11 protein-coding genes are annotated in these 12,009 nt (G+C 60.4%); 2 read left to right on the forward strand and 9 right to left on the reverse strand.

From position 1 onward, the window contains the following. Nucleotides 1–79 precede the first annotated feature (79 nt). Genes BLV61_RS20360 through BLV61_RS20375 form a run of 4 tightly spaced genes read right to left on the reverse strand, consistent with a single transcriptional unit; the run spans nt 80 to nt 3,531 of the window. Complete coding sequence (locus BLV61_RS20360; RefSeq protein ID WP_047537579.1) at nt 80–1,237, reverse strand: osmoprotectant ABC transporter ATP-binding protein OsmV; 1,158 nt, start codon at nt 1,235–1,237, stop codon at nt 80–82. After that, nucleotides 1,234–1,887, reverse strand: coding sequence for an ABC transporter permease (locus BLV61_RS20365; protein WP_090467123.1), 654 nt, complete (start codon nt 1,885–1,887; stop codon nt 1,234–1,236). Before BLV61_RS20365 ends, BLV61_RS20360 begins: the two co-directional genes overlap by 4 nt. 13 nt (nt 1,888–1,900) lie before the next feature. Continuing rightward, nucleotides 1,901–2,794 carry a glycine betaine ABC transporter substrate-binding protein gene (locus BLV61_RS20370; RefSeq protein ID WP_090467125.1) on the reverse strand — a complete coding sequence of 298 codons (894 nt, stop codon included), beginning with the start codon at nt 2,792–2,794 and terminating at the stop codon, nt 1,901–1,903. A gap of 20 nt (nt 2,795–2,814) precedes the next feature. Next, entirely contained in the window at nt 2,815–3,531 is a 717-nt protein-coding gene (locus BLV61_RS20375) for an ABC transporter permease (RefSeq protein WP_090467127.1), read from the reverse strand. A gap of 475 nt (nt 3,532–4,006) precedes the next feature. Between BLV61_RS20375 and BLV61_RS20380 the strand changes: the two genes are divergently transcribed. Then, the gene (locus BLV61_RS20380; protein WP_090467128.1) at nt 4,007–5,590 is read left to right on the forward strand and encodes a peptide chain release factor 3; all 1,584 of its coding nucleotides are present in this window, start codon (nt 4,007–4,009) and stop codon (nt 5,588–5,590) included. A 324-nt stretch (nt 5,591–5,914) separates the two neighbouring features. Then, nucleotides 5,915–6,172: a hypothetical protein gene (locus tag BLV61_RS20385; protein ID WP_047537594.1), complete on the forward strand. Its 258-nt coding sequence runs from the start codon at nt 5,915–5,917 to the stop codon at nt 6,170–6,172. 191 nt (nt 6,173–6,363) lie between these two features. Here the strand turns inward: BLV61_RS20385 and BLV61_RS20390 are convergent, their stop codons facing one another. The 5 genes from BLV61_RS20390 to BLV61_RS20410 all read right to left on the reverse strand — a co-directional run bounded on the left by BLV61_RS20390 (nt 6,364) and on the right by BLV61_RS20410 (nt 11,940). Further along, on the reverse strand, nt 6,364–7,344 hold the full coding sequence (locus tag BLV61_RS20390; protein ID WP_090467130.1) for a peptide ABC transporter ATP-binding protein: 981 nt from the start codon (nt 7,342–7,344) through the stop codon (nt 6,364–6,366). Continuing rightward, nucleotides 7,344–8,312 carry an ABC transporter ATP-binding protein gene (locus tag BLV61_RS20395; protein ID WP_090467132.1) on the reverse strand — a complete coding sequence of 323 codons (969 nt, stop codon included), beginning with the start codon at nt 8,310–8,312 and terminating at the stop codon, nt 7,344–7,346. The genes BLV61_RS20390 and BLV61_RS20395 overlap by 1 nt, the downstream gene beginning before the upstream one ends. Nucleotides 8,313–8,322: 10 nt before the next feature. After that, a complete protein-coding gene (locus BLV61_RS20400) occupies nt 8,323–9,249 on the reverse strand; it encodes an ABC transporter permease subunit (RefSeq protein WP_047537603.1) in 927 nt (308 codons plus the stop codon). A gap of 11 nt (nt 9,250–9,260) precedes the next feature. Continuing rightward, nucleotides 9,261–10,271, reverse strand: coding sequence for an ABC transporter permease subunit (locus tag BLV61_RS20405; RefSeq protein ID WP_047537606.1), 1,011 nt, complete (start codon nt 10,269–10,271; stop codon nt 9,261–9,263). A gap of 73 nt (nt 10,272–10,344) precedes the next feature. Beyond that, nucleotides 10,345–11,940: an ABC transporter substrate-binding protein gene (locus tag BLV61_RS20410; protein ID WP_090467134.1), complete on the reverse strand. Its 1,596-nt coding sequence runs from the start codon at nt 11,938–11,940 to the stop codon at nt 10,345–10,347. Between the last annotated feature and the right edge of the window lie 69 nt (nt 11,941–12,009).

Here is a 12,009-nt window from a genome sequence, read left to right on the forward strand (position 1 = left end):
CATCAAAACAGTGTTGACTGGTATTCCCCAATCGCTAGCAGGCTAGCTCCCACAGAGATTTGTGTTTTTTACTCGATTATCAGGCAACCACTGCCTCAGCCGGCGAGACGATATTGGTCTTCATCCCGCGCGAACGCCCGGAACTCAGATAAGCCGCGATCGACTCCTGTGTCACCTCACCCAGGAACACCCGCTCTGCATCCATCACTGGCAGCCACGAACGGTTGAACTCGTACATGCGCGACAACAGGATGCGCAAATGCTCGTCGTAGGCGGCCGTGGCATTGAACTCGCGCAAGTATTGCCCGCAGGTGCCGGTCTGGCGGTGCAGATCGCGGCGACGTACATAGCCCAACGCCTTGTTCTCGCCGTCGGTGACGACCACGTAACGCCGGTCATGTTCGTCCATCAATTCCAGCGCGTCGGCCACCGGGGTGTCCGGGCTGACCGATGGCGCGTTGTCCGCCGCATCTTCAGCTTTCACCAGCAACAGGCGCTTGAGGGTGCTGTCCTGGCCGACGAAGTTGCTGACAAAGTCATCCACCGGATGGGCGAGCAGGGTGTCCGGATGGTCGATCTGCAACAGTTTGCCAGCACGGAAGATCGCGATCTTGTCGCCCAGCTTGATCGCTTCGTCGATGTCATGGCTGACCATGATCACCGTCTTGTTCAGCGCCCGCTGCATCTCGAAGAACTCGTTCTGGATCATTTCACGGTTGATCGGGTCGACCGCGCCGAACGGTTCGTCCATCAGCAGCAACGGAGCATCCGCCGCCAGGGCGCGAATCACACCGATGCGTTGCTGCTGGCCACCGGACAATTCCCGAGGGTATCGATGCAGATACTGCTTGGGCTCAAGCTTGATCATGCTCATCAGTTCTCGAGCGCGGTCGTGGCATTTCTGTTTGTCCCAACCTAACAGGCGCGGAACCACGGTGATGTTTTCCTCGATGGTCATGTTCGGGAACAGACCGATCTGCTGGATGACATAACCGATGTTGCGGCGCAGGGTCACTTCGTCGAGAGCCGTCGTGTCTTCGCCATTGATCAGGATCTTGCCCGAGGTCGGCTTGATCAGGCGGTTGATCATTTTCAACGTGGTGCTTTTGCCGCAACCCGATGGCCCGAGGAACACGCAGATTTCGCCTTCATTGACGGTCAGGCTTACGTCGTTCACGGCCGAAATAGTTTTGCCGTTGCTTTGAAAAGTCTTGGTCAGGTTTTGAAGTTCGATCATTTGAGCAGTCCTTTCGGAGTCAGCGAACGTTGCAGCCACTGCAGAAGCAGGTCGGCGAAGATGGCCAGCAGGCTGACCAGTAAGGCGCCGACGATCAGCATCGACATGTCACTGCGGCTGATGGAGGCGAGGATGAGTACGCCGAGGCCGCCGGCGCCGATGGTCGCGGCGATGGTCATGACACCGATGTTCATGACCACGGCGGTGCGCACGCCGGCGAGGATCACCGGCACGGCGATGGGCAGTTCGACCATGCGCAGGCGCTGGCTGAAGGTCATGCCGATACCGCGCGCGGCTTCGCGAATGCCCGGTTCGACGCCGGACAGGGCCAGGTAGGTGTTACGCATGATTGGCAGCAGTGAGTAGAGAAACACGGCGGTGATCGCCGGCATCGGGCCCAGGCCCTGGCCGAATCTGGAGTAGAAGGGCAGCAGCAGGCCGAACAGGGCAATCGACGGCACGGTCAGCAGCACCGTGGCGCCGGCTTGCAAAGGCCCGGCGAGGGTCGGGAAGCGGGTCATCAAAATGCCCAGGGGCACGCCAACGACAATCGCCAGCGTCACCGCGATGCCAACCAGGGTGATGTGCTGCCAGGTCAGGTGCAGCACCAGCGGCCAATCGAGATGGGAAAAGGCGTTCAAGAATTCCATGGCTTTTCCTCGTTCAGTTCAGTGGATGCTGGCGCAGGAAATCGGCGGCCACGGCGGAGGGGCTTTCGTGATCGACATCAACCCGCGCGTTGAGCTGGCGCATGGTGTCGTCGTCAAACAGTTCGGCCAGTGGCTTGAGCTGCCCGGCCAGTTGCGGGTGCGCATCGAGATAGGCCTGACGCACCACCGGGGCGGCGGTGTAGTCGGGGAAGTAGTGCTTGTCGTCTTCGAGCAACTTGAGTTTGAAGGCGTTCAAGCGACCGTCGGTGGTGTAGACCAGGCCGGCAAATACCTGACCGTTGCGCAGCGCGGTATAAACCAGGCCCGCGTCCATCTGGCGGATGTTGTTACGGGTCAGGTTCATGCCGTACAGCTTGACCATGCCATCGAGGCCGTCGGAGCGGTTGGCGAATTCAGTGTCCAGCGCTACCAGGTGATTGGTCTTGGCCTCGTCCCGCAGCACCCTGTTGAGATCGCTGATGGTGTTGATCTGCGGATACGCATCGGCGACGTTCTTCGGCAATGCGAGGGCGTAGGTGTTGCTGAATCTGGACGGGGTTAGCCAGACCAGGCCTTTTTTACCGTCGAGTTCTTTTACCCGGGTGTAGGACTGTTCGCTGTCGAGTTTTTCGGTCACATGGTTATAGGCCACCAGCGACACGCCGGTGTATTCCCAGAGCATGTCCAGTTGACCGCTTTCGTGGGCGCTGCGGGCCAGATTACTGCCCAGGCCACCAGTGACTTGCACGTCGTAACCCTTGGCGCGCAGGTATTGGGAGGTGATTTCCGCCAGCAGGGTCTGTTCGGTGAACACGCGGGCGCCGATGCGGATCAGCGGCTTGTCCGCCGCTTGGGCAAATCCTGCGCATAGCAGGATGCAGCCTAATAAAAAGCTTGATGTCTTCATGAGCGTTCCTTTACCGAGGCTTAAGACGGGCGCAAGCCGCGTTCGAGCCAGGTTCGGCTGGCCAGTGTCACCAGACCGTCGAGCAGCAGGGCCAGCAGGGCGGTGCAGGCCGCGCCCAGCAGCAGTTGCGGCTGATTGTTCAAGGCGATGCCGGGGAAAATCAGGCTGCCGAGACTGTTGGCGCCGATCAGGAACGCCAGCGGCGCCGTCCCGACATTGATGGCCAGTGCCACGCGCACGCCACCGATGATGATCGGCATGGCATTGGGCAATTCGACTTTCCACAGCACCTGGCGCGGGGTCATGCCGATGCCGACGGCGGCTTCCTTGAGCGAACCCTGGACGTTTTTCAGCCCTTCATACGTGTTGCGCACGATCGGCAGCAGCGAGGCTAGGAACAGGGCGAAGATCGCGGGGCCGCTGCCGATACCCAGGATGCCCAGGGCGATGGCCAGCACGGCCAGCGGCGGAATGGTGTTGCCGATATTGAAGACCTGCATGAAGCGTTCGGCGCGGTCGACCATGGTTGGGCGACTGAGGAGTATGCCGGCAGGGATGCCCACGACAAGAGCGGCCAGCATGGAAGCGAGGACGAGAATCAGATGAGCTTGCAGGTAAAACAACAAATCGTCGCGGTAGTGTTCGATCGTGTTGACGCCGATCCAGTGGATCAGCAGGGCCAGGAGGGCGATTACCAGCGCGCCTCCTGTCAGCCCTTTGCCATAGTGGATAGCCACAGGCGGACTCCTTTTTTCTTTGTCGGCGAGCGCAGTCCCGTGTGGCATGCCATTGCTGGTTGCCGGGAAATCAACGTTCGCGAGAAGCAGCTCATGCCGAGCACGTTCCACTGTAGGAGCGAGCCTGCTCGCGAAAAACGTCCAGACAACGCGTACATTCAGGTACCCAGCGTTATCGTTGACGTCCATCGCGAGCAGGCTCGCTCCTACAGGCGGAACACGTACAGCTTATCGAGCCATAAGCGCAGCCTCGTCAGGCTAACTTGCTGATTTTTCAGCCCCTGACGAAGCCGTAACAGGGGAGTGGACGCCTCCACCTTTTAAAAGGTTCCATAATTGGCAGCATTTAGCCACCCTTCATGTCCTGAAAGGGTTCTGTTGATCGACGCGGCCGACGGGCCGAGCGGTGGTCTGTGGCGGACGGTTTGCGCTATACTCGCCGCCCTTTTTTGAATCACCTGCCAGGCGATTTCCCATGACCAAACAGGCCGCCGAAGTCGCGAAACGCCGCACTTTCGCCATTATTTCCCACCCCGATGCCGGTAAAACCACCATCACCGAGAAGCTCTTGCTGATGGGCAAGGCGATTGCGGTAGCCGGCACGGTGAAATCTCGCAAATCCGACCGCCATGCCACCTCCGACTGGATGGAAATGGAAAAGCAGCGGGGTATCTCGATTACCACGTCGGTCATGCAGTTCCCGTATCGCGAGCACATGATCAACCTGCTCGACACCCCGGGCCACGAAGACTTCTCCGAAGATACCTACCGCACCCTGACCGCGGTCGACTCGGCGTTGATGGTCCTCGACGGCGGTAAGGGTGTAGAGCCACGCACCATCGCCCTGATGGACGTCTGCCGTCTGCGTGACACGCCGATTGTCAGTTTCATCAACAAACTCGACCGCGACATCCGCGACCCGATCGAACTGCTCGACGAAATCGAAGCGGTCCTGAAGATCAAGGCTGCGCCTATCACCTGGCCGATCGGTTGCTACCGCGACTTCAAAGGCGTGTATCACCTCGCCGATGACTACATCATCGTTTACACCGCCGGTCATGGCCACGAGCGCACCGAAACCAAGATCATCGAGAAACTCGATTCCGACGAAGCCCGCGCCCACCTGGGTGACGAGTACGAGCGCTTCATCGAGCAGCTGGAACTGGTGCAGGGCGCCTGCCACGAGTTCAACCAGCAGGAATTCCTCGACGGTCAGCTGACCCCGGTGTTCTTCGGTACGGCGCTGGGCAACTTCGGTGTCGACCATGTACTCGACGCCGTGGTCGACTGGGCGCCGCGTCCGCTGGCACGTGTGGCCAACGAGCGCACCGTGGAACCGATCGAAGAGAAGTTCTCGGGCTTCATCTTCAAGATCCAGGCGAACATGGACCCGAAACACCGTGACCGCATCGCCTTCATGCGTATTTGCTCCGGCAAGTACGAAAAAGGCATGAAGATGCGCCACGTGCGTACCGGCAAAGACGTGCGGATCGGCGACGCGCTGACCTTCTTCTCCTCCGAACGTGAGCAGCTGGAAGAAGCCTTCGCCGGCGATATCATCGGTCTGCACAACCACGGCACCATCCAGATCGGCGACACCTTCAGCGAAGGCGAAACCCTGGGCTTCACCGGTATCCCGCACTTCGCCCCGGAACTGTTCCGCCGCGTACGCCTCAAGGACCCGCTGAAATCCAAGCAACTGCGCCAGGGCCTGCAACAACTGGCCGAAGAAGGCGCGACCCAGGTGTTTTTCCCGGAGCGCAGCAACGACATCATCCTCGGTGCGGTCGGTGTGCTGCAGTTCGACGTGGTCGCCAGCCGCTTGAAGGAGGAATACAAGGTCGAGTGCTCCTACGAGCCGATCACCGTCTACTCGGCGCGTTGGATCGAGTGCAGTGACAAGAAGAAGCTCGAGGAATTCTCCAACAAGGCGGTGGAAAACCTGGCACTGGACGGCGGCGGTCACCTGACCTACCTGGCGCCTACACGGGTCAACCTGGCACTGATGGAAGAGCGCTGGCCGGACGTGAAATTCCGCGCGACGCGTGAGCATCACTAAGCGCTGAGTTGAAACACCCAAAACCCCGTTGCGAAAGCTGCGGGGTTTTTTGTTGCCTGTCACAGTTTCCTGTAGGCGCGAGCCTGCTCGCGATGGTCTCGGCGGGCCCGCGTTCTTTCAGGAGGCGCGCATCATCGTTAACTTTCATAGGGAGCAAGCTTGTTATCTTTTCGGCATAACCCTTATCGCAAACCAATCTCCACGCCCATGGCATTTCCGTCGAGTCGATAGCGTCCTGTCTGGAGAACCCGGCTGATCGGAACTAGATTTTACTCAGCGCCAGCCAGGCACTTGAGTTTCACCTGCGAAAGGATGGAATCGGTTATGAACAGGTTGCTACGCGTTGTATTGCTGTTGAAGGTTTTCGTGATGCTGTCCCTCGGCAGTGCGGCGGTCTGGGCCGAGTGTGAGAACCACGCTACCCAGGCGATGAGCGGGCAGAGCGGAGACAGTGGATTGATGCTCGCCAAGTCCGAATCCGAACCGGGTGATCAGGGCCAGGGCGGCGCGGATAATGGTGATGACTCGACCACCGACGAACCGGATTCCAGTGACGACGAGGAAGGCGATAGCCAGTCGTAAATTCCAGACAAAAGAAAACCCCTGCTTCTTCGATTGACGCGCAGTCGAAGCAGCAGGGGTCAGGTTAACGCTTGACTACCTGGAACTACACAATCCCTGTGGGAGCTAGCCTGCTGGCGATAGCGGTGCCAGTGAACAGAAATTGTTGACTGGTGTACCGCAATCGCCAGCAGGCTCGCTCCCACAGTTTTTTACGCCGCGCCGTCGAGGAATTGCTCGGCGTAGTGGCAAGCCACCTGACGGCTGTCGAGCAGACGCAGGGCTGGCTCTTCGGTTTTGCAACGGTCGGTGGCGTACGGGCAACGCTTGTGGAACGCGCAGCCGGCCGGCGGGTTCAGCGGGTTGGGCAGTTCGCCGACGATCTTGATCTTCGGCTTGTCCGGATCCGGGTGAATGGTCGGCGTCGCCGACAACAGCGCCTGGGTGTAGGGGTGCAGAGGACGGGTGTAGATGTCTTCTTTCGGGCCCATTTCCACCGGACGACCGAGGTACATCACCATCACGTGATCGGCGACGTGCCGCACCACCGCCAGGTTGTGTGAGATGAACACGTAGGCGGTGTTGAACTCTTGCTGCAGGTCCATGAACAGGTTCAGCACCTGGGCCTGAATCGACACGTCCAGCGCCGAGGTCGGTTCGTCCGCCACCAGCACTTTCGGTTGCAGCATCATGGCGCGGGCGAGGGCAATCCGCTGGCGCTGACCGCCGGAGAACATGTGCGGATAGCGCTGGTAGTGCTCGGGACGCAAACCCACCTGTTTCATCATCGCCTGAACTTTCTCGCGACGTTCGGTGGCCGACAGGTTGGTGTTGATCAGCAGCGGCTCGGCCAGTTGATCACCGATTTTCTGCCGTGGGTTCAACGAGGCGTACGGGCTCTGGAACACCATCTGCACGTCTTTGCGCAGTTGCTTGCGCTGGGCCTTGTCGGCACCGGCCACTTCCTGGCCGGCGATTTTCAAGGAGCCCGAGGACGGCTCTTCGATCAGTGTCAGGGCGCGGGCCAGGGTGGATTTGCCGCAGCCGGACTCGCCTACGACGGCGAGGGTCTTGCCGGCTTCCAGCTCGAACGACACACCGTTGAGGGCGCGAACGGTGGCGTGACCCTTGAACAGGCCACGGGACACTTCATAGTGACGGGTCAGGTCGCGGGCGGTAAGAACGACGGCCATTACGCCACCTCCTGGTTCAGCGGGTAGAAGCAGCGGGCGAGGCTGTTGCTTTTCGGGTCAAGGGTCGGACGCTGCGCACGGCACTTGTCCTGCACATACGGGCAGCGCGGCGACAGCAGGCAGCCCTGCGGACGGTCGTAACGACCGGGCACGATGCCCGGCAGGGTCGACAGGCGCGAGGCCCCCAGGCTGTGTTCCGGAATCGCCTTGAGCAGCGCTTCGCTGTACGGGTGCGCCGGGATGTCGAACAACTGGGGCACCTGGCCGACTTCGACCGCTTGACCGGCGTACATCACGCACACGCGCTGGGCGGTTTCGGCCACGACCGCGAGGTCGTGGGTGATCAGTACCAGGCCCATGTTCTGCTCTTTCTGCAACGCCAGCAGCAGGTCCATGATCTGCGCCTGAATCGTTACGTCCAATGCAGTGGTCGGTTCGTCGGCGATCAGCAGTTTCGGTTCGCCGGCAATGGCCATGGCGATGGCGACCCGCTGGCTCATACCGCCGGACAGTTGGTGCGGGTAGGCGTCCATGCGGCTGGCGGCACCCGGGATTTCAACTTTTTCCAGCAGTTCGATGGCACGCTTGCGCGCGGCCTTGCCGGACATTTTCAGGTGCAGGCGCAGCACTTCTTCGATCTGGAAGCCGACGGTATAGCTCGGGTTCAGCGCGGTCATCGGGTCCTGGAAGACCATGGCCAGGTCTTTGCCGACGATTTGCCGACGCTGACGGTTGCTGAGCTTGAGCATGTTCTTGCCATCGAAATTCAGGGCGTCGGCAGTGACGATCCCCGGATGCTCGATCAGGCCCATCAGCGCCATCATGGTCACGGACTTGCCGGAACCCGATTCGCCAACGATGGCCAGGACTTCGCCCTTGTCCACTTTCAGGTCGAGGCCATCGACCACGGGAACGGCGTTCTTGTCGCCGAAGCGAACGTTGAGATTCTTGATTTCTAACAGTGACATTGGAATCTCCTCAGGCGGCGTTCTTGAGTTTCGGGTCCAGCGCATCGCGCAGGCCGTCACCCATCAAGTTGATTGCCAGCACGCTGAGCAAAATGGTCAAGCCAGGCAGGCTGACGACCCACCAGGCGCGTTCGATGTAGTCGCGGGCCGAGGCCAGCATGGTGCCCCACTCAGGGGTTGGCGGTTGTACGCCAAGGCCGAGGAAGCCCAGTGCGGCGGCATCGAGAATCGCCGAAGAGAAGCTCAGGGTGGCCTGAACGATCAGTGGCGCCATGCAGTTGGGCAGCACGGTCACGAACATCAGGCGCGGCAGGCCGGCACCGGCCAGGCGCGCGGCGGTCACGTAGTCGCGGTTCAGTTCGCCCATCACCGCGGCACGGGTCAGACGAACGTAGGACGGCAGGGACACCACGGCGATGGCGATCACGGTGTTGATCAGGCCAGGGCCGAGGATGGCGACGATCGCCACGGCCAGCAGCAGGGACGGCAGGGCCAGCATGATGTCCATCAGACGCATGATGGTCGGGCCGAGCACGCGCGGGAAGAACCCGGCAAACAGACCCAGCAGGATTCCCGGGATCAGCGACATGACAACCGACGACAAGCCGATCAGCAAGGACAGGCGCGAACCCTGGATCAGGCGCGACAGCAAGTCACGACCCAGCTCATCGGTCCCGAGCAGGAACTGCATCTGTCCACCTTCCAGCCAGGCCGGAGGGGTCAGCAGGAAGTCGCGGTATTGCTCGCTCGGGTTATGCGGCGCGACCCACGGGGCAAAGATGGCGCAGAAAATCACCAGCAGCATGAACAGCAGGCCGGCGACGGCGCCTTTGTTCTTGGAAAACGCTTGCCAGAATTCTTTGTACGGCGACGGGTACAGCAGGCTTTGATCCGCGGCGGAGGCGGTGGCGGCTACTGAGGAAGTTGGAGTGCTCATGGGTATGGACCTCAGCGCTGATGACGGATGCGTGGATTGGCAAAGCCGTAGAGGATGTCCACTACGAAGTTGACCAGAATCACCAGGCAGGCGATTAACAGGATGCCGTTTTGCACGACCGGGTAATCCCGGGCGCCAATGGCTTCGATCAGCCATTTACCGATCCCCGGCCAGGAGAAGATGGTTTCGGTCAGGACCGCACCGGCCAACAGGGTGCCGACTTGCAGGCCGACCACCGTCAGCACCGGAATCAGCGCGTTACGCAGACCGTGCACGAACACCACGCGTGAAGGCGACAGGCCTTTGGCACGGGCGGTGCGGATGTAGTCCTCACGCAGCACTTCGAGCATCGACGAACGGGTCATCCGCGCGATCACCGCCAGCGGGATTGTGCCGAGCACGATGGCCGGCAGGATCAGGTGGTGCAGGGCGTCGAAGAAGGCACTGACGTCATCGGCCAGCAACGTATCGATGAGCATGAAGCCGGTGCGCGGCTCGATGTCGTACAGCAGGTCGATTCGCCCGGAAACCGGGGTCCAGCCCAGGGATACCGAGAAGAACATGATCAGGATCAGGCCCCACCAGAAGATCGGCATCGAGTATCCCGCCAGGGAGATACCCATGACCCCATGATCGAACAGGGACCCTCGCTTGAGTGCCGCGATCACCCCGGCCAGAAGGCCCAGGATGCCGGCGAACAACAGGGCGGCCATGGACAGCTCCAGGGTCGCGGGGAAGAGAGAGGTGAACTCGGTCCAGACGCTCTCACGGGTACGCAGGGACTCCCCGAGATCGCCGTGGGCCAGTTTGCCGATGTAATCCAGGTACTGGGCATACAGGGGTTTGTTCAGACCTAGGCGTTCCATTGCCTGAGCGTGCATTTCCGGGTCGACTCTGCGTTCGCCCATCATGACTTCCACAGGGTCGCCAGGGATCATGCGAATCAACGCGAAAGTCAGCAAGGTGATGCCGAAGAATGTGGGGATCAATAACCCCAGTCGGCGGGCAATAAAACTAAACATCGTGTGGTGTACCTCATCAGCCGGTTAGGCGTGCCCGGCACGCCTGGGTTCAGGAATGCCGGGAGTTTCTTATCTACTTCACCTGGGTGGTGGCGAAGTTATTCGTGGTGAGCGGGCTAATGTGATAACCCACTACGTTGTTGCGCATTGCTGTAAACATTCTAGTGTGCGCCATGCTGATCCACGGCTGGTCTTGATTAAAAATAACCTGGGCCTGCTCGTACAAGGCGGCACGCTCGGCGGGGTCGGTTTTTTCGCGGGCCTGGTCTATCAGTGCCTGGAATTTGTCATTGCACCAGCGGGCGTAGTTTTCGCCGTTCTTTGCAGCTTCGCAGCTGAGCATAGGTGTCAGGAAGTTATCCGGGTCGCCGTTATCGCCCGCCCATCCGGCGGAAACCATATCGTGCTCGCCGTTTTTCGCGCGCTTGAGCATTTCGCCCCATTCCATCACGCGGATGTCGATCTTGATCCCGACTTTGGCCAGGTCAGCCTGCATCATTTGCGCGCCAAGCATCGGGTTCGGGTTGGTCGGGCCGCCACCGTTGCGGGTGAACAAGGTGAATGTCGTACCTTCAGGTACGCCGGCTTCCTTGAGCAGGGCGCGGGCCTTGTCCAGATCGTGGGCCGGGTTCTTCAGGCTGTGGTTGTAACCCAGCAGGGTGTCAGGGTACGGGTTGACCGCCGCTGTCGCATTGCCTTTGCCAAACAGGGCGTTGACATAGGCCTCCTTGTCGAAGGCGATGTCGATGGCTTTACGCACACGCACGTCACTCATGTATTTGTGCGTGGTGTTCATGGCGACGTACGAAACGGTCATGGCGTTCAGTTCGTCGACCTTCAGGTTCGGGTCCTTCTTGATGCTCGGGATGTCATCCGGCTTCGGATACAGCGCGACCTGACACTCGTTGGCCTTGAGCTTCTGCAGGCGCACGTTGTTGTCGGTGGCGATGGCCAGGATCAATGCCTCGGCCGGCGGCTTGCCACGGAAGTAGTCCGGGTTGGCCTTGAAGCGAACCTGGGCGTCCTTGTTGTAGCGCTGGAAGACGAACGGACCGGTGCCGACCGGCTTGTTGTTCAGGTCGGCGGTCTTGTTGGCCTTGAGCAACTGGTCGGCGTACTCGGCCGGGTAGATTGACGAGAAGGCCATGGCGATGTCGGCCAGGAACGGCGCTTCACGGCGGGTCAGGGTGAACTTGACCGTGTTGTCGTCGACTTTCTCGACGCTTTTGAGCAGTTCCTTGAAGCCCATGCTTTCAAAGTACGGGAAGCCCACGCTCGACAGTTTGTGCCATGGGTGGTTCGGGTCCAGTTGACGCTGGAAGCTCCAGACCACGTCGTCGGCATTCATGTCGCGGGTCGGTTTGAAGTATTCGGTGGTGTGAAACTTGACGCCCTTGCGCAGGTGGAACGTGTAGCTCAGGCCGTCCTCGCTGATGTCCCAGGACTCCGCCAGTGCCGGAATCACTTCGGTGGTGCCGGGCTTGAAGTCAGCCAGGCGGTTGAAGATGGTTTCGGCCACTGCATCGGCGGTGACTGCAGTTGTGTACTGGACCATGTCGAAGCCTTCGGGGCTGGCTTCGGTACAGACCACCAGGGGTTTGGCCGACACGCCAACCGCGACACTCAGCAACGCGGCGGCGATGGCCGCACGTAGGGGAAGCATTTTCATCAAGAACCCTCTGCAATCGGTTGATCAGGAAACCCGATGGCTGGCTTCTCAGGAGCCAGCCGTCGGGCA

It is taken from the genome of Pseudomonas mohnii, from assembly GCF_900105115.1.
GTDB lineage: Bacteria > Pseudomonadota > Gammaproteobacteria > Pseudomonadales > Pseudomonadaceae > Aquipseudomonas > Aquipseudomonas mohnii.